The sequence below is a fragment of the Chryseobacterium lineare genome, from assembly GCF_977014045.1.
The window spans coordinates 402,364-421,869 of sequence record NZ_CDRNIQ010000001.1; the positions used below are offsets into that span (position 1 = coordinate 402,364).

Genomic DNA, 19,506 nt, shown 5'->3' on the forward strand with positions numbered 1-19,506 from the left:
AAATTTTAATAGTGATTTCATATTAATTATTGACTAACAGTTACAGTTATATTATACTTTTTCTTCATTTCTTGTACAAAATTATTAATAATTTGTTGATTTGTGCCTCCTTGTAAAACCGCTGATGTAAATGCTTTTAAATCTTTTTGAAATGAAGATATATCATGTGCCCCAAAAAAACCATTAACCCTTTCATTGGAACTGAAAGCACCTTTCGCACCTTTCATATCATTTCCGGATAATCCATCGTGATTGTGATCTAATGTATAGGTATCCACTCCATCAACAGCTTTCAACCTTCCAGATTGATGAGGAGCCATATTATATGAGAATTCAACTTCATTATCAGGATCTGCAAATAAAGCTGCATTTTCTTTTATCATTTGAACTAAACGCTCTGTATAACCTTGACCAAAGGCAGCTCCTCTGCTGTGAGTGTATATCTGAATTTTTTCTATGATTTTACCTGTTTTAGGATCTTTTGCAAGTTTAGATAAAATACTTTGGAATTCAGTATTATTCATAGCCATTCTACCTGCTTGTATTCTATTTTCAGGCGTGTTTCCTAAAAAATAATTTCCCTTTTGTATACTCCAATTTCCAGAAAAATCTTGTTGAGCATATCTATCTCCGTCTACAAAATGAAATTGACCTCCAGGATTAGGGATTCCAGAACCTTTTATTGTATTGATTATAGCTTGAGTCCAATAACTTGGACTTGCTCTATCTATATCTCCCTCTGAAACTCTACCATTAATTAATATTGGAAGTTCACCATCTTTGTCTATATAAAGGATAGGACTATTAAGAGCATAAACATAAGGGGATGAACTTTCTAATAATTCTGCTTTTGGATCCACAACACCCCATCTTCCTAAGTCCGGCATATAAAACCTTGCTCCATAATCATACATTCCGGTTTCTGTCTGAAGTTCCTTGCCATTGTACTTGTATTGATACGCAGAATTTCCTGCCAACGCATTATACCCTTCATGCTTCAACCCAAACGGATAATAATTGTTTTCTTCAAGAACTTCTATGCTGCTTCCATTGTTGAAATAACTTAAACGCACATTTCCTAAATGGTCAACATAGTTGTAAATATACTTATTTTTCACAAAATCATAATACCCCTCCGAAGTTGGTACAAATTGAAGCTCCTGCACAGGCGGTGGTGGCGGACAGTCTAAACATATAAAAAAAGAATCATTTTTAAGATACTGAAATCCATCCAGATAGTCTGTTGTTGCAGATGTAACAAGATTAGTTGACGATTTTCTTATTTTAGTTCCATCGGCTCTGTAAAGATAATTAACTTCAGAACCTACTTTTTTACTTCCACTTGTAATTCTTGAAGGAAGATTGAGATAATTATAAGTAATTGCACTGATTCCTTTATCCGGGTGAATTGTCATATTTCCATTGAGATCATAGGTAATGGTGTTTTGTAGTGCATTATAACCCGAGGAATTATTAATAACTCCCGAAGGTAGGGTGATCTTATCCAGTCGATTGCCTGTATAATTGTACACCAAATTATCAATCTCCTCAGGAATGGTACCTGAACTTGGCTTTGAAAACCTGTTAAGTGTCGTTATATTACCATTTAGATCATAATGATAATATTCATTATAATAGCCAGTCCAAATAACTGTCGAATTAGGTTCCTGATAATACCCCCCTGTAAGACGATTAAGAGCATCATACATATACACATATCTGCGCTGTGTCCCATCCTGAGATGTTTGCCAATCGACTTCAGAAATATTTCCGTTGTATCTTGGTGTCCAGCCGGTAGTCTGTGGCTGTTCATATTTAATACTATATCCGAACAGTTTTCCATTAAGATTAGCCGGATCATTAATCTTAGTCATCCAGCCTCTTATATTATAGCTGTAGCTGATATCCTGAAGCGGTGTGGAAGGAGAGCTACCACCAACTTTTTTATTAGAAAGCTGTGAGAGGTCATTATATGTATTCTGTGCCAATATTTCAGCAGTTGCTGAACCTACTTGATGAGTATGGGTTAATAATCGATTCTGCTGATCATAGGTGAAGTTTTCGGTGATGACTTTATCAGTATCGGTATCAAGTCTCTTATGAGTAGTAATGCTTTGCTGAACTACTCCTGCAAAATCCAGCCTGGATTCTACTTTTGTTCGACCTCCCAAATGGTTGATTGAGTAGCTTCCAATACTTCTTCCTTTTTTATCGTAATAGGTGTAGTTTTTCGTCCAGTTATTGTCCTCAATATTTTTAACAAGGCTCATTACCGAAAGGCTTTTGGTACTTAATCCTTCTGTGGTCGGAGTATCAGTTATCGTTGCTTCTCCTAAAATCGTTGTTGGAAAAGCAGGATTGAAGCTATACCCTGGATAAGTGTCGTAATAATTAATACTTAAAAGCTTGGTAATAGTATTGGGATAACTGCCGGAAGCAGCATTATCATAATACACATCTACGCCACTGTTGTTAAAACCAATCGCTGTAGTACGCATTACATTATTGCTTCCCTTAGAATCGACATTCGCCTGTTCCGATGCTCTTCCCGCACTTCCATAATTTTGAGTGCTTGTATAAAACCCCGTATATGCTACCCTGCCAAACTGATCGTATTTGGTGAAAAGCCACTGCTTTGAACTTCCCATATTGGCATCCTGAGTCATCACCAGCCGGTCCTGTTTATCATACACCATATATTCCCAGCCTTTTCCCGGAAGTTTCTTTTCCACTAACCGATTTCTGCCATCGTACTTATACTGGTAGCAAAGATCCGAAAGGATCGTATTGGGATTAGCGGCAAGAGATGCCAGAGGAGGAATAACAAAAGCCAGCTGGTTGTATTCATTGTACACATAATACGTATCGGCTTTTTCTGTGGCACTAAGCATTTTTCTGACTAACAATACCTGCCCCTCTCCATTTTTAAATTCAATAGTCTGGTTGCCATCTTCATCTGTAATGGTGTTTTTATACAGCTTGGATACATCATACATTCCTGCAACGGATAAGCTGGATTGAGCGTTTGAGTAATCGAATGTCGCGATATATTTTTTTACATCCTGTGCATCATTTACACCATATTCGTATCCTATATTATGCCCCTGCCAGGACGTTCCAGGTTGCGCCTGTGACAAAACACGGTCTAATGGAGAAGCCTCCAATACTTTATGCGAAAAAGTAATATTATCTCCATAAAAAGATTGTGCAGCACTATTAACACCTTGTTGAATAGCGCCGTTCAGGGTCGGCATCGGAGTCGGGAGCCATGAATCGGTCTGTCTTCCAAACTGATCATAGGGAATTATAGTGACTAGATCTTTTCCGGATGGAGACGCTTTAATATTTATGGTCTGATTAGGTCTTCCCAGTCCATCAAAATATTGAACAGTTTCAGAAGTTTTTGCTGTTCCAGGGAGCGAAGGATCTGATAAATAAGTTTTGCTATAAATGTAGTTTTCTGTAGAAGTGGGGGATGTCTGGGCAGTTAAAACACCTGCTATAAACGATGCACTGACAGGAATGATTATTTTCTTCATAATTTGGTTTTATGGCTTATAGTGATAATTAGTAGTTCTAACCGTTTTCTTTACATTTCCTTCTATAATGTAAACCTCCTTAAGTCTTCCAAAGGCATCATAATCATAGTATTCGGTTTGACCGTTGGGTTTCATGATACTGGTTTGTCCCTTATGAAATAGATCATACGTATATGTGGTCATTAGCGCACCAACAGGATATACCCTAACCTCATCTATATAAGCGAAATTTGATCCTATTAAATAATTCTGTCCATTTCCTAAAGTAACGGTATTTTCAACGTATTGCCAAGGTGTAGAAGCTCCTGATTTTCCCCAATACGAAACAATTACTTTATCATAACCAAGACTATTTGATGGTAAGTTGACTACATACTCTCCTGTGTGGGAAACTTTTCCGGTAAGAGCATAAGTATTGCTGATGTTGACGGTTTCTTCTTCAAAACTGGTATGAAAAGGTATCGAGGCTTCAACAGTACTTTCAACACTAAAATTAAAATTGTTTTCGATCTGTCCCTGATAGCCATTATAGCCGATATTTGTAAGTTTAACTTTATATGTACCAGGCTTAAGATTAATTGAAGGCGTTGTAAACGTATAAAAGTTTCCATTAGAAGGTGTTGAATCGGTAAAGGATACTGTACCGCTACTGTTATTGATGTTTTCAAATGTAATTTGGTACATAACAGATGTATTCTCTGGGTACCTTTCATATGTCCTGGCTATTTTATAGTTTTTTTGTTCTGTAATAGTAAAACTTCCCAACTCATACACTGTACTACCCATTGGTATCACCAAGGCTGAATAAGAGACATTTTTGTTATCACTTAGTATTGCTGATACATATTTAGCATTTTCTACTGCTGCGATAGGCAATGATTTATTGTATCCCCACAGGTAAGTCAGCGGGTCGCCATCTTCTTTTTTTATCGTTAACGGATTGGCTTTATCATCATACGACAGATATCGGATCCTATTTTCCAGAGGAGTTGTCACATCCATTTGTCCTTTTATAGTTTCAGGCTCTATGATGTTATTTCCCCAATCTTTATAGGAGGTCTGGGCTTTCTGGATTTGCTTGTTTAAAGTGGTATTGCTGATATTCTGTTCAACCACCGGCGATAATATATTCTTAGCTAACATACTCTGATAGGGCTGGGAAGAAGAAAAATCATAAGGATATTTATACTGAATCAGTATGTTTTCACCTTTGCTATTGATCGTTGTTACTTCTTTAATTTTTAAATTATGTTGATTATAAGCATAGTGTATAGAATCTGCAACAAATTTATTAGGATTCAATCTGTCATAAGTTCTTTTTTTCGATGAATCTAACAGGCGGGCTTTCTGATGAGCAAGTGTATTACTTGCTTTGATAGATTGAATATAATGGTCTATACAACCAATACATCCCCAAGTGCTTAGATCAACATTTTTATACCATGCTAAATCAGTAAGAGTTCTGGTCACATTGATTCCGGTTTTAAAGTTTTTAATAAAGTGATCTGAATAATTATACCATTCTTCACTTACTTTATTTCCTGCGTTATCTTTTACTACCTTATACTCCAGCTTAGGTTCATAATTCCCTACATCTTCCTGGAAGGGATGAAGCTCCCTTATAAAAGTTGTATAGGAATAATTATCCGGATTAGAATAAGAATATTCTGTATAACCTGTATTATTATTCACCATACCTCTATATTCATAAACCTTTCCATAAGCAATAGGCATTCCCGGTGTTAAATCATGGGGGACAACAGGACTTGAATTGACAATAATTCGATTATAATATTCCCAACATGCAAAAATACAGTTTCCATTTACCATTAAGTCTCCTTCATTATCTAAATACCATTGCAGATAACTGTAAAATTCTGTATCTATTTTATTAAATTTTGGCGATTCATATTGGTAAGATTTGATTTCCGCTATTTCATCATCTTTTGAATAGTTAGTAATTTTGGAAACTCTTAACCCTCCTATAAATCCTGAAGTGTTAGAGGAGCCGGAATACAAGCCATCTACATAAGCCCTGTCAAATTCAAATTTAGTTTTTCCACCAGTAGGATATTTAATTTCTTTAAGCATACATGCTTTTGCAAAAGTGCCATTGTCAGCCATTCTGTTTCCTCCGTATCCATGGCCCTGATAATTTGAAGGAAGCATATTTTCAGGGATTGCTGTACCATTATTGCTGCCATTATAATATCCCCAAAAATCATATGATCTTGAAAGATATGGTGGCAACATTTGGCTTTCTTCATAAGTAAATGTGTGAGTTTGCGGATCTGAGCCATTTTCACCGAATATGCTCATAGAATTTAATTTCAACCTTTTATCAGCTTCCATTCCCCAACCAATACCTTTGGTCCCCAAATAAGATTGATTAAAAGTTACTTTTTTTCTGATTACATTAGGTTCTTTTTTAGAAGCTATTTTTATTTCAGTTAGTTTTTTTAGTCCTTGAAAGTCTTCACGATCGGCATACGAAAAAGTTATAATTTCATCATCGCTTTCTATTGAAGATAATGCTACTGTATAAGTTCCGCCAGCAGTACCGCCAGCATGATCAGTTGGATATGCATCATGTCCCTGTGGATAACAATTATTTCCACTGACAAATTGCTGAGGTGTTTGAAGCACATTAATAGAGGATCCGTTAGTAGCTCCTTGTTGGGGTATATAATTTAATTTTATATTTTCAGTGCCATCCGCAGAACTTACTTCAATAAGAAACCACTCAGAAGACCCATAGCTTGAATCCTGAAATCTTTTAAAAGTATACAAAATACCATTATCATCTGTTATTTTAAATTGATCGTTAACTGTTCGTTCAATTTTGAATGGCTTGTAAGGCAGTGTTATTAGAGTATCTCTGGCCGGGTAATTATAACGAAAAATTCCTGAGGTCCCATCGGACAATTTGTAAAAGTACCGGTCACTCATCAAATCTTCATTGTTGAACTTCGTATTTAGAATCATTTCCATTGTATGCGAGCCTCCAGCTGAATTACAACCCGGATTATAATTACTCCAAACAATATTGGGAACAGCACTAAGAAATTGTTCAGCGCTGGCATAGGTTTTAACAGAACTTCCCTCTTCATCTAAAACATCAAGCATTGAACGGCTGACCAACCCTCCTGCATTCAGCACCCAACCTATACCTACTTCAGAAGATACATCTGAAACTTTAATTCCCGATGCGTGATAAGAAATAGAAATCGGTAAGTTAACATTCTTATTACCAATCGTATAAACCGGTATTTCAATTTTAGGAACTCCTGTACTCATATCCACTGGTATTTCACCATACCGCATAAAATTCTGTGCTGTTGGAGACGCTGGAACAATTGACGGCAATTGATAATTCATCTGACTTTGCCCATTAATAACAATAGCAAACAGTATGAAGAAAATTCGCAGACTCATTTGATTAAATATATTTTGTTTAAAATGGGATAATATTTTTTTAACTTTCATAGTTATTTCTTAATCAGTTTAGCACTCGCTGTTTTATTATCATTAGTTTTCACGCTCACCAGGTACGCTCCCTGCACCAGCGCCTGTGTATTAATTTTGGTCACTTTATTTTTGGTTTTCAGGCTCTGTAATTGTCTTCCACCCATGTCATACAACACAATATCCGCTTCTTTAAAGTCAAATCCAATTTCTACGTACGCATAATCACTCACCGGATTAGGGTAGATCTTAATATCCTGCTTTTCGATCAGCTGGTCAATCTGCTTGTCTCCCAGCTTCACAATCTTCCAGTTCTCTTTCCCCAGTTCTTCAGCACTCGTTCCGGCCAGTACAATCGATCCGTCACGGTTCAGTTTTATGTCGGATAATCTCTCCTCTTTTTTCCTTGATTCCCCCTTCACATGCTTTCTCCACTGCTCATTTCCGTTCTGATCTAAATACAGCATCCAGAATGTTTCATCGTCACTTTCAATCCTTCCTTCTGCTTGAGTATAACCGCCCAGTAAAATGCCTTTGGTTGATGGTTGATGGTTGTCGGTTGATCGATTGTAAACGACGTTCATCCCCATCAGCACATCCCTGTTCTTGAAATTGTAAGATTTCTGCCAGATTTCTTCTCCTCTTTCATCCAGTGAAATCAGCCAAAGATCTGTTCCTTCTTCAATGCCTACAGTTTTATTTCCTGATCTTTCCGATCTTGATTCTCCTCCAATTAAGTATCCTGTAGAAGTTAAAGCCAATGTTCTTAAATGATCATCACCTTTTCCACCGAAATTCTTTTCCCACTCAACTTTCCCATCTTTATTCAGCTTGATGATCCAATAATCGCCTTCACCGAAATTTTCGGTAGACTTTGCATAACCGGAAAGTGATTTTGAATTTTGGGTTGAAGCGTTTTGCTCCCCTCCTTTGGAGGGGCTGGGGGAGGATGCGCTTCTGGAATACACGCCCAGCAAAGCTCCGCCGTCTTTTGTCGGAATCATTTTCTCCACCTCATCCAATCCTTTTCCGCCCAAAACCAGGTGTGATAATTCCTTCCCGTTTTTATCCAACCGTACCACCAGAACATCTTTAGAACCATAGCCTGCTGTTCCCTTCCCTTCGGCTCCGCTCAGGGAACGCGGATCCGTTGATTGGCCTGTTGCCTGAGCGGAGCCGAAGGCAACATTCCCCGCCACAAAAAATCCCATATCCGTAGTTTGGATTACCGCTCTGGCCTCTTCATCTGAAGCGCCGCCAATCGTTTTCTGCCACAATTCATCCCCGAATTCATTAATCCTGATCAGCCAGATATCAGATCCTCCTTTGGAATCCTCTTTCTTATCCAGGCCTTTTCCGGAAAAAGAAGTTCCAGCCAGCAAAAAACCACCTTCCTGGGTATTTACCGTAGCCGAGAGAAAATCATGATTCTGTCCCGAGAAATACTTTTCCCAGACCTCTTCACCCTGCTGATTCAGTTTTATCAAATGGAAATCGTAACCGTTATTTTGTTTTTGGTTGATGGTTGACGGTTGGTTGTTGTTGGACTTAATACCGCTTCCGGTTATCAGATATTGCTGATCGATGGTGGTGGTAATCTGGGAAAGGAAATCCTGTGTGGAGGATTTGATGTCTTTCTGCCAGATGACTTCCTGAGCGGAAACGCTCAGAAACGTGCATATAAACAATGCACCGGAGTAGAATCTTTTCATACGTAGTGTTTTGAAAGAGTTAAAGATTATTGTTTTGTGTGATGAAGTTATTTTAAGAATTAAAAAAAATGTTTATTCTTAAAAAAGGAGAGCAATTCTTAGAAATTGCCTGAATGGAAATGGTTGTTATCATGGTTTGTTTTTATTAATTTTTTTCAGGTCTTGGATCAAATAGTAACCTGTTATGCAAAACTAATTCTCTTAAACGACAAATCATGTCGTGTTATTATCATAGATGCATTTTTTGTTGGTAAGGTTGTATAATCCTTTACATCCGAAGCGAAATTATAAAAAAATATGATATCAGAATCATAGATTACAAAGAATTTACAGTAATAAAAAAATGCTTAGAAAAGCTTTTGTGAATAATATTTACAGCTTAATATCAGCAGATTATTTTTATTCTTGCTTAAGTGATTTTTAACAAAAATTAATCTCCCATAATGCCAATTAAATGAAAATGGACCACAGAAAAAAAATTATAATAATTTTCAAAAAGATGATCAGATTTGTTCGACAATCCTTCGGGTGTTCTTCGGAAGTTCTTCGGAAAAAGTACCGTTTTCCCGAAGCCGACCCGAAGGTGATCCGAAGAAGACCCGAAGAAAGTACCTTGGAAACCGGTCAAAACGCGTCAAAACCGGTCATAGCTTTCATAAATCATCAACAACTTGTGGATTCATCAAAGGATGATTAAATTAGCAAAAACTAAACTTCATGTTCATCAGCCTTAAAATTAAAACCGTATTGCTCTGGTCTTTACTCATTTCATCTGCTTTTTTTTCTCAGGCTCATAATGTTTCCGAAGGCTATCAGAAACCTACGGATCCGCTGGTAGTTCAAAATCTCGAAAACTGGCAGGACCTGAAATTCGGGCTTTTCATGCATTGGGGAACCTACAGTCAGTGGGGAATTGTCGAAAGCTGGAGTCTTTGTCCCGAAGATGAATCATGGACCCAAAGAAAGGCGGAACATGGAAAATCGTACTATGAGTATGTGAAAAATTATGAAAATCTTCAGACGACTTTTAATCCGGTTCAGTTTAATCCTCAAAAATGGGCAGACGCTGTAAAAAAAGCGGGAATGAAATACGTGGTTTTTACCACGAAACATCACGATGGTTTTGCTATGTTTGATACGCAACAATCTGATTATAAAATTACTTCTACGAAAACACCTTTTTCCAAAAATCCGAAAGCAGATGTTACGAAAGAGATTTTTAGTACCTTCAGAAAAGAGGGTTTTAAAATTGGAGCTTATTTTTCAAAACCAGACTGGCATTCTGATGATTACTGGTGGTCTTATTTTCCGCCGAAAGACCGTAACGTAAATTATGATCCGAAAAAATATCCTGAGAAATGGAACAGTTTTAAGAATTTTACTTTTAATCAGCTGAATGAAATCACTTCAAACTATGGTAAAATAGATATTCTCTGGCTGGATGGCGGTTGGGTTCGCCCATTTCATACCATTGATCCGAATGTCGAATGGCAACGTACGATTAAAGTCGAACAGGATATTGATATGGACAAAATCGGCACAATGGCCCGAAAAAATCAACCCGGAATTATCATTGTAGACCGTACCGTTCCAGGAAAATGGGAAAATTATGTAACGCCCGAACAAGCTGTTCCTGAAAAAGCACTTTCAATCCCCTGGGAAAGCTGTATCACAATGGGAGACTCGTTTTCATACGTTCCAAATGACAATTATAAATCATCTCAGAAAATCATTGAAACATTGGTGAAAATTATTTCAGGAGGCGGTAATTATCTGATGAATATTGCTCCCGGACCCAACGGAGATTACGATCCGGTTGTTTATGAAAGGTTAAAAGAGATTTCCGGTTGGATGGATCAGAATCAGTCTGCGGTTTTTGCCACGAGAAGTGTTGCGCCTTATCGTGATGGGAATTTTTATTATACCCAAAGCAAAGACGGAAAAACACTGAATATTTTTCACTTGGATGAAAAAACGCATTATGGATCTCCATCAACGTTAAATTTTACCATTCCGGAGAATTTTAAACCAAAATCATTAAAAGTTTTAGGATTACCAAATAAAATTCAGTGGAAAAGATCAGGAAATACAATTAAAGTTGATGTACCGGAAGAAAGGATTCAGCTAAAATATTCAACTGTAATTCAAATTACACAATAACGATAAATTGTTTTTAAAACGACCTAGGAAATCGAAGCGTTAAGAAAATTAAAACTTAATCCGTTAGAAATTCCCATTGTTTGAAGCGCGACAAAAGTATTGAACCGAAGAACGAATATTGAATTCGCGCTAGTTTTGGGAATTTTAGGATTGAATTTTAATTTTTAGTGGAGAGTTTCAAGTCTTGAATTTTTGGTTCTTTTGCTTCAAGGTAAAAGAACAAATCTTAAATTAAATTATTCTTAAAATGCATTTTAAACTCCGATTTAAAATTATAGGAATTTCATTATTGGGTTCTATAATGATCTCAGCTCAAAAACCATTATACAAAAACCCGAAGCAGCCTGTTGAAGCAAGGATTCAGGATTTATTAAAAAGAATGACTCCTGAAGAAAAATTCTGGCAGTGTTTTATGATTCCCGGAGATTTGGATCATGTCCCAAAAGGTCAATATGCACATGGAATTTTCGGATTGCAGGTGAGCGCCGGAAACCAGGGAGGCGGAGCAGCGGGACAAATGCTGACTTATAATGCCAATGAAGATGCAGAAAGATTAGCTAAAAAGATCAATGCAATCCAGAAATATTTTGTGGAAGAGTCACGGTTGGGAATTCCTATTATTCCTTTTGATGAGGCACTACATGGCTTAATGCGGGAAGGTGCAACGGCTTTTCCGCAAGCGATCGGTTTATCTGCCACATTTAATCCCGAACTGATGAAAGAGGTTTCTACGGCGATTGCCAAAGAATCAAAATTGAGAGGAATACGCCAGATTTTAACACCGGTTGTCAATTTAGCAAATGATGTCCGTTGGGGAAGAACCGAAGAAACCTATGGCGAAGATCCGTTCCTGACTTCTGTGATGGGCGTAAGTTTTGTCAGTTCCTTTGAAAAGAACGGCATTATTACTACCCCAAAACATTTTCTGGCCAATGTAGGAGAAGGAGGAAGAGATTCGTATCCTATCCACTGGAGCAAAAGGTATCTGGAGGAAACTCATTTAATTCCATTTGAAAAAGCCTTTCATCAGGGGAAAAGCCGTTCGGTAATGACTTCGTATAATCTGCTGGATGGAAGACCTTCAACGGCTAATCACTGGCTGCTGACCGATAAATTGAAAAAAGAATGGAATTTTAAAGGCTTTGTCATCAGTGATGCCAGTGCGGTAGGAGGAGCCAATGTCCTGCATTTTACGGCAAAAGATTATGATGATGCTTCTGCACAGGCCATTAATGCAGGTCTTGATGTAATTTTTCAAACCGAATATCAACATTATAAATTGTTCATTCCGCCGTTTCTGGATGGTAGAATTTCAAAGGAAAGAATTGATGATGCGGTGGCAAGGGTTTTACGGGCGAAATTTGAGTTAGGCTTATTTGAAAATCCTTATGTTTCCGATAAAGATATTGAAGAATTAAAGAGAATTAATCATAAACCTTTGGCTGAAAAAGCAGCTCTTGAATCGTTTGTTTTGCTTCAGAATAACAATAAAACGCTTCCGATTTCTGAAAATTACAAAAAGATTTTGGTAGTAGGAACCGATGCTGCTGATGCAAGATTAGGTGGTTATTCAGGGCCGGGAAATAAAAAAGTGAGTATTTTGGATGGAATTAAAAATTTCGTTAAAAATAAAAATATTGAAATAACGTATTCAAAAGGAATCGACTGGAACCTGAAGAAGTTTGTAACCATTCCTGCTGAGTTTTTATCCTCTGAAAATCAAAAAGGATTAAAAGGAATGTATTTTTCTAATCCTGATTTAAAAGGTAATTCCGTTTTTGAAAAACAAGACGAACAGTTGAGTTTTAAATGGACTTTATATTCCCCGGATCCTGAAAAGCTACAGACTGATAACTACAGCGTCCGCTGGACAGGAAAACTGAAAGCACCAAATTCCGGAAAATATCAGTTGGGATTACGCGGGAATGATGGTTTCAGATTGTTTTTAAATGGAAAATTACTGATCGACAACTGGGGAAAGTTGAGCTATTCAACCAAAACAATTGACATGGATTTTGTGAAAGATCAACAATATGATATTACCGTAGAATTTTATGAAAACAAGGGAGAGGCGAATATTGAACTGATCTGGAATTTCGGACTGAATGACGGGCAAAAAGATTTTAATGATGCTTTAAAACTCGCTCAAGATGCAGATTACATCATTGTAACCGCTGGAATTCACGAAGGGGAATTTCAGGACCGGTCTTCGCTCAGCCTTCCCGGAAATCAGGAACAATTTATTCATGAAGTTTCAAAACTAAATAAACCGGCAACCGTGATTTTAGTAGGGGGTTCTGCTATAAAAACGACCGATTGGAAAGATAAAGTCGGAGCAATTTTAGACGTCTGGTATCCGGGAGAAGAGGGCGGAAATGCGGTGGCCAAAGTTCTTTTCGGGGCAGAAAATCCGTCCGGGAAATTGCCCGTTACATTTCCAATTGAAGAAGGGCAGTTGCCTTTAGCTTACAATCATCATCCGACCGGAAGAGGAAACGATTATTATGATCTGAGTGGTGAGCCTCTGTACCCTTTTGGTTTCGGACTGAGCTATACGACTTTCGAAATTTCTGATTTATATTTGAACAAAGCAAAATTTACCGCTAAGGACACAATCATTGCCAAAGTAACTATAAAAAATACAGGTATAAAAGCGGGAAGCGAAGTCGTTCAGCTGTATGTGAAAGACTTGCTGGCCTCGGTTTCCAGACCGGTTATCGAGTTGAAAGGTTTCCAGAAAGTGTACTTAAAGCCGGGAGAATCGAAGCAGATAACCATTGAAGTTCCTGTGAAAGAATTACAATTTTTAGACGAGAAAATGAACTGGATTGTTGAAAAGGGAACGTACAGAATTTTTGTCGGGAATTCTTCAAAAAATCTTCCTTTGAAACAGAATGTTGAGGTTGAGTGATAATTAACTTCAAAAAAGTAATCAGCAACGTCATTTAATATTCATTATTATCAACAGGATTTTTTTAAGATCAATGAGTCTGTAAAAATGTATTTTTCTAAGGAATGGTTTTTGCAAGCCTGTTACAAACCATTATCACTAAAATCTATGAAAAATTATCTTCTACCTGCTTTTGCACTGATCTTCTTCAGTTGTAAAGAAAATAAAAAGGAAAGCACCACAACCGGAAAAGAGATTGTTACAGAAACAGACACATTGAAATTGCCCGCTCCGGACGAGAAAAATTCTAAGAATAAATTCAGCAATGTCATCGGGTGGCCGCAGGGAAAAACTCCTGTTGCCCCGGAAGGGTTTATCGTGACGCGTTTTGCTGATAATATAAAAAGCCCGAGAAATATGATTCAGGCTGAAAACGGTGATATTTTTGTCGTTCTTTCCAATTCAGAACGTTCCACAACGGAAAAAATAAAAAATGATATCAGCGGAAAAAGCGATGCTGAGGTCGGCGGCAAGTCGGCCAACAGAATTATCTTGTACCGCGATGCTAATAAAGACGGCATTCCCGAGTCATCTTCCGTATTTCTGGATAAGCTTAATCAACCTTATGGAATGCTTATTATTAAAGACAAATTTTACGTAGCCAATACCGACGGACTTTGGGTGTATCCTTATAAAGCCGGTCAGACAAAAATTACGGAATCGGGAAAGAAAATCGTCAGCCTTCCTGCAGGAGGGTATAATAATCACTGGACAAGAAATTTAATTGCCAATAAAGATCAGTCTAAAATTTATATCAGTGTGGGATCTGGAAGTAACGTCGGCGAAAACGGAATGGAAAATGAAGTACGCAGAGCCAATATTCTTGAAATTAATCCTGACGGAAGCGGAGAGAAGATCTACGCTGCAGGTTTGAGAAATCCGGTAGGTATGAGCTGGAACCCGGTGACAGGTGAACTCTGGACCGTTGTGAATGAAAGGGATGAACTTGGTGATGAGCTGGTTCCCGATTATCTTACCAGTGTAAAACAGAATGCCTTTTATGGATGGCCTTACGCCTATTTTGGGGAAAATGAAGATCCGAGAAGAAAGGGTGAAAAACCGGATCTTGTTTCAAAGACAATTGTCCCTGATGTACCGCTGGGAAGTCATACAGCTTCTTTAGGACTTACATTTTATACCGGCAGTCAGTTTCCGGAAAAATATAAAAACGGAGCCTTTATCGGACAGCACGGATCCTGGAACCGCTCCTCACTGGTCGGTTATCAGGTAGCATTCGTTCCTTTTGCCAACGGTAAGGCTTCAGGACCCTATCAGCCATTTCTTACGGGATTTATTGCTAATGAAGCTAAAGGAGATGTGTACGGAAGACCTGTGGGTGTTCTGCAGATTGCCGACGGATCATTGCTGGTGGCGGATGATGTAAGTGGAGTCGTATGGAGAGTGGCTTACCATAAAAAGTGATTTATATCTGAAAGCCGCTGATTTATCTTTGGTATGAAATATGCAAATATTCATATAAACCAGAATGATTCAGATCATTCACAAAATAAAATGTCATGAAAAAGTTTTTTATATCAGCAATTTTAATAGTAGGATTATATTCAACTGCATTTTCCCAAAAACGTCCGCCGGCTCCGCCGCATCCTTCAAAAACACAGTTATATAATGATAAAGCCAGGGAACTTGAAAGGAAATACAATCAGGAAAAAAAGTTGATTCTTAACCATCCGCTGGCAACCAAAAGAATGAAAAATGATCAGTTGAAAGCTTTGAATGAAAGGTACAGAAATGAAAAAAGGCTGTTAAGAGCGGCCAGATAGAATTTATGAATAGAAAGGAAGGGATTTCTTTATTCCTTAATTTAAAAAAGACAGTAAAAACAGGAGAATGCTTCGGCGTTCTCCTTTCATTTTACCAACAGCCGATCTCATCAGTTGTCGTGCAAGAAATGATGAACATCCAATATTTTTCCTTAAATTCGCATAAAAATTTTAAGCTAATGAATTACGATATTATTGTCATCGGAAGTGGTCCTGGTGGATATGTTACTGCAATCAGAGCAGCACAATTGGGTTTCAAAACTGCAATTATCGAAAAAGAAAGTTTGGGAGGGATCTGCCTTAACTGGGGATGTATTCCTACGAAGGCTTTGCTGAAATCTGCTCAGGTTTTTCATTATATTAATCATGCTGAAGATTATGGTTTGAATAAAGTGGAAGGAAGTTTTGAATTTCCGAACGTAATTCAGAGAAGCCGTGGCGTAGCCAATAAAATGAGTAAAGGAATTGAGTTCCTGATGAAGAAGAACAAAATCGATGTCATTTTAGGAACTGCAAAAGTACAAAAAGGTAAAAAAGTTTCCGTTACTGATACAGACGGAAAAGTGACTGAATATACAGGAACGCACATTATCATCGCTACAGGTGCACGTTCAAGAGAATTGCCAAACCTTCCTCAGGATGGTAAAAAAGTAATCGGATACAGACAGGCATTATCTCTTCCTGAGCAGCCAAAATCTATGATCGTTGTAGGTTCCGGAGCGATCGGGGTAGAATTTGCCGATTTCTATAATACCATGGGAACAAAAGTAACGGTTGTAGAATTTATGCCTAATATCGTTCCTGTAGAGGATGAAGAAATCTCTAAACACCTGGAGAAATCTCTTAAAAAATCAGGGATTGAGATCATGACGAACGCTTCTGTAGAAAGCGTTGATACAAGCGGAGAAGGCGTAAAAGCTACCGTAAAAACAGCTAAAGGAGACATTACGCTGGAAGCTGATATCTTATTATCTGCAGTTGGTATTGCTGCAAACATTGAGAACATCGGTCTTGAAGAAGTAGGAATCCAGACGGATAAAGGCAGAGTTTTGGTGAACGAATGGTACGAAACTTCAGTTCCGGGATACTATGCTATCGGAGACATCATTCCTACTCAGGCTCTGGCGCACGTTGCTTCTGCCGAAGGAATTACTTGTGTTGAAAAGATCAAAGGATTGCATGTTGAAAAAATAGACTATGGCAATATTCCGGGATGTACTTACTGCCACCCTGAAGTTGCTTCTGTTGGTCTTACTGAAAAACAGGCCAAAGAGAAAGGATACGAAATTAAAGTGGGTAAATTCCCTCTTTCGGCAAGTGGAAAAGCTACGGCCAACGGAAATACGGATGGTTTCATTAAAGTAATTTTCGATGCTAAATACGGCGAATGGCTAGGTTGTCACATGATTGGAGAAGGCGTTACGGATATGGTTGCTGAAGCAGTTGTTGCCAGAAAACTGGAAACTACCGGTCACGAGATCATCAAATCCATTCACCCGCATCCAACGGTATCTGAAGCTATTATGGAGGCTGCCGCCGCTGCTTACGGAGAAGTGATTCATATTTAATTTGATAATCAATTTTAAATATTGTTAAACCACAGATTCTGTCTGTGGTTTTTCTTTTCTTACATAATTTGTGTTACTTATTTTCTTATTTTTATTCAGTAATAAATAATACAAATTAAAATAAATTATGTTCAAAAAATTAGCTGCAGAAGCTTTAGGATTAGGGGATATTGGTAAAATTATTCCTTCTCAAGATTATGACAAAGTAGACTCTGATGATTATATTTTATCGGAAGACAATGAAAAAATTTTCTTCCTCATCAAATCCAAAAGAGATGAATACTGTTTCACCAACCGGGCATTGATCCATATTGACGGTGCAAGTGCCCTGGATAAAAAAAGAGTACTGAGAAGATACGAATATTATCAGTTTCCTTTCTCAAATATTGCTTTGCAGACGGCAGGAACTATTGATCTGGATGTTGAGATTTCATTTAATATCGGGAATGTTCCGTTAATGATCAGTGTTACAAAAAGTCAGATTGATCAGCTGAAAGATCTTTATAAAGCTCTTTTGGCAATTCAGCAGGTCGTGCATCACAACCAGTCTCTGCTTAATTTTTCGAATGACAGTCTGCAGAAAGCAATTACTACCGTAGCATCAGGAAAACAGGAAAATGTGTCGAAAAGTCAGGAATTAAGAACAATTACTGAATATATTTTTGCATGGAATACCACCAGTTTTGATAAGTATAATCAGAAAGACTTTTCAAAGGTTTTTGAGAAATATATCAATAACTAAACGAAGATAAAGTATAAAAGCCTGGTAGTGGCAGGCTTTTTTTATGATAAAGTTTTTTAACAATTACATCTTTGTTTATCGCTATTTAACAAAAATTTAGTAAAAACAAACATTCTAATTTGTGGTATTTTCTTACATTTATTCAATGAATTCTGAAAAGATAGGACTTGTTTTATCAGGCGGCGGAACAAAAGGCATTGCACATGCAGGCGTTTTAAAATTTCTGAAGGAAAAGAATATCGAAATTGATGTTCTTTCATGCTGCAGCGCCGGCTCAATCGTTGGCTCTATGTATGCGGTAGGAAAAACTCCGGAAGAAATTCTGGAATTCTTCAATTCGGTATATTTTTTCAACTGGAAGCATTTTGCATTTAACCAGCCCGGATTGGTTTCTTCGGTAATTTTCAGGAATTATCTCAATCCTATTTTCGGTGACATGAAGATTAAAGATCTCGATAAAGACGTGAGAATTGTTGCTACAGAACTGGTGAACGGAACCGAAAAGATTTTTGATCCGGATTTTAAAGTGGTGGATGCCATTATTGCTTCATGCTCAATACCGGGAATTACAACTCCGTATATCATTAATGACGAAATGTACTGCGACGGAGGAGTGTTAAACAATTTTCCGGCTGATATCATAAGAAATGACTGTGATAAGCTGATTGGCGTTTTTGTTTCCCCTCCTCATGATATTAAAATTGATGACCTCAAATCTATCAAGTCGATTGTTTCCCGTTCTTACGATTTACTTTCATATAGAATAGAAAAAGTAAAATTCGATTACTGCGATTGGTTTATATCCTCACAGGAACTCTCTACCTACGGGACTTTTGAAAGAAGAAAAGACCGGTTGGAAAAAATATTTCAGATCGGATATGAAGCCGCCAGGGAAAGCTTTGATGAAAGTAATTTCTATTTGGCAAAACAGGCAGGAACATAAAAAACTCTCACACGAAGCGAGAGTTTTTTTATTAGTTCTTTACAACTATGCCGTCTTGTTTTACAACTGTTTTTGCATCCTGATCCTGTACAGTTAGCGTATAAGGAGCTTTTTTGGGAGAATCGGTAAGATAATTTCTCCAGACTTTGTAGGTGTATCCTTCATTATTAAATTCAATATAATAATTTCCACCGGATCCGTCCGGAATAAGTTCTCCATCACTGATAATCATGCTTGGCTTTGAGGTAATTTTTCCATTCGCCGGCCATGACTGATAGAGATAATTCCCATTGGGCTGTTTGTCAATTCTTACTTTAAATTTCTTGGTTTTAAAAATAACAGATTTCGGTAATTTTTCCTGCTGATAGCGGATCTTTGAAGCCGGATTTTCATTAAAAGCTGTTGCCTGTATGAATGAAATCTGAGCTAAGCAGAATGTTCCAAGTAAGATTTTTCTGATCATTTTTAAAGGTATTTATAGAATGAAATTCATCAAATTTAAAGCCAATGTGCAGGATAAGGATTATTCTCAGATATAAATCACTATCTGGAACTATCTATTTTGAGTAAGCATTAAGATAATCTGAAAAATAATTATTCTGATTTTCAATAGATTAATAAATTTTTATAAAAAACTTAATTTTTT

At 37.4% G+C, this 19,506-nt stretch carries 12 protein-coding genes; 8 read left to right on the plus strand and 4 right to left on the minus strand.

Annotation, left to right across the window (positions count from 1 at the left end; translation table 11 throughout):
- Positions 1 to 26: 26 nt before the first annotated feature.
- From ACWNCI_RS01815 to ACWNCI_RS01825, 3 genes are read right to left on the minus strand one after another with little or no spacing between them, the layout of a single operon-like run.
- Positions 27 to 3,539 (minus strand): DUF6443 domain-containing protein, encoded by a 3,513-nt coding sequence (locus tag ACWNCI_RS01815; RefSeq protein WP_449386947.1) that lies wholly within the window; start codon positions 3,537 to 3,539, stop codon positions 27 to 29.
- Positions 3,540 to 3,548: 9 nt separating this feature from the next.
- Positions 3,549 to 6,974 (minus strand): hypothetical protein, encoded by a 3,426-nt coding sequence (locus tag ACWNCI_RS01820; RefSeq protein ID WP_449386948.1) that lies wholly within the window; start codon positions 6,972 to 6,974, stop codon positions 3,549 to 3,551.
- Between the two features lie 53 nt (positions 6,975 to 7,027).
- On the minus strand, positions 7,028 to 8,716 hold the full coding sequence (locus ACWNCI_RS01825; RefSeq protein WP_449386949.1) for a T9SS type A sorting domain-containing protein: 1,689 nt from the start codon (positions 8,714 to 8,716) through the stop codon (positions 7,028 to 7,030).
- A 499-nt stretch (positions 8,717 to 9,215) separates the two neighbouring features.
- On the opposite strand from ACWNCI_RS01825, the gene ACWNCI_RS01830 reads away from it, so the two are divergent.
- From ACWNCI_RS01830 to ACWNCI_RS01865, 8 genes are all read left to right on the plus strand, one after another.
- Positions 9,216 to 9,413: a hypothetical protein gene (locus tag ACWNCI_RS01830; RefSeq protein ID WP_449386950.1), complete on the plus strand. Its 198-nt coding sequence runs from the start codon at positions 9,216 to 9,218 to the stop codon at positions 9,411 to 9,413.
- A gap of 20 nt (positions 9,414 to 9,433) precedes the next feature.
- Positions 9,434 to 10,876 carry an alpha-L-fucosidase gene (locus ACWNCI_RS01835; RefSeq protein WP_449386951.1) on the plus strand — a complete coding sequence of 481 codons (1,443 nt, stop codon included), beginning with the start codon at positions 9,434 to 9,436 and terminating at the stop codon, positions 10,874 to 10,876.
- Between the two features lie 247 nt (positions 10,877 to 11,123).
- Positions 11,124 to 13,787: a glycoside hydrolase family 3 N-terminal domain-containing protein gene (locus tag ACWNCI_RS01840; protein ID WP_449386952.1), complete on the plus strand. Its 2,664-nt coding sequence runs from the start codon at positions 11,124 to 11,126 to the stop codon at positions 13,785 to 13,787.
- 147 nt (positions 13,788 to 13,934) lie between these two features.
- Positions 13,935 to 15,248 (plus strand): PQQ-dependent sugar dehydrogenase, encoded by a 1,314-nt coding sequence (locus ACWNCI_RS01845; protein ID WP_449386953.1) that lies wholly within the window; start codon positions 13,935 to 13,937, stop codon positions 15,246 to 15,248.
- Between the two features lie 95 nt (positions 15,249 to 15,343).
- Positions 15,344 to 15,607, plus strand: a complete 264-nt coding sequence (locus ACWNCI_RS01850) for a hypothetical protein (RefSeq protein ID WP_449386954.1) — start codon at positions 15,344 to 15,346, stop codon at positions 15,605 to 15,607.
- Between the two features lie 179 nt (positions 15,608 to 15,786).
- Positions 15,787 to 17,175 carry a dihydrolipoyl dehydrogenase gene (gene lpdA, locus ACWNCI_RS01855; RefSeq protein WP_449386955.1) on the plus strand — a complete coding sequence of 463 codons (1,389 nt, stop codon included), beginning with the start codon at positions 15,787 to 15,789 and terminating at the stop codon, positions 17,173 to 17,175.
- 127 nt (positions 17,176 to 17,302) lie between these two features.
- Positions 17,303 to 17,917 carry a PH domain-containing protein gene (locus ACWNCI_RS01860; protein WP_346985796.1) on the plus strand — a complete coding sequence of 205 codons (615 nt, stop codon included), beginning with the start codon at positions 17,303 to 17,305 and terminating at the stop codon, positions 17,915 to 17,917.
- Positions 17,918 to 18,062: 145 nt separating this feature from the next.
- Positions 18,063 to 18,860, plus strand: coding sequence for a patatin-like phospholipase family protein (locus tag ACWNCI_RS01865; protein WP_449386956.1), 798 nt, complete (start codon positions 18,063 to 18,065; stop codon positions 18,858 to 18,860).
- Between the two features lie 31 nt (positions 18,861 to 18,891).
- On the opposite strand, the gene ACWNCI_RS01870 is transcribed toward ACWNCI_RS01865, so the two are convergent.
- The gene (locus tag ACWNCI_RS01870; protein ID WP_449386957.1) at positions 18,892 to 19,323 is read right to left on the minus strand and encodes a hypothetical protein; all 432 of its coding nucleotides are present in this window, start codon (positions 19,321 to 19,323) and stop codon (positions 18,892 to 18,894) included.
- Positions 19,324 to 19,506 lie beyond the last annotated feature (183 nt).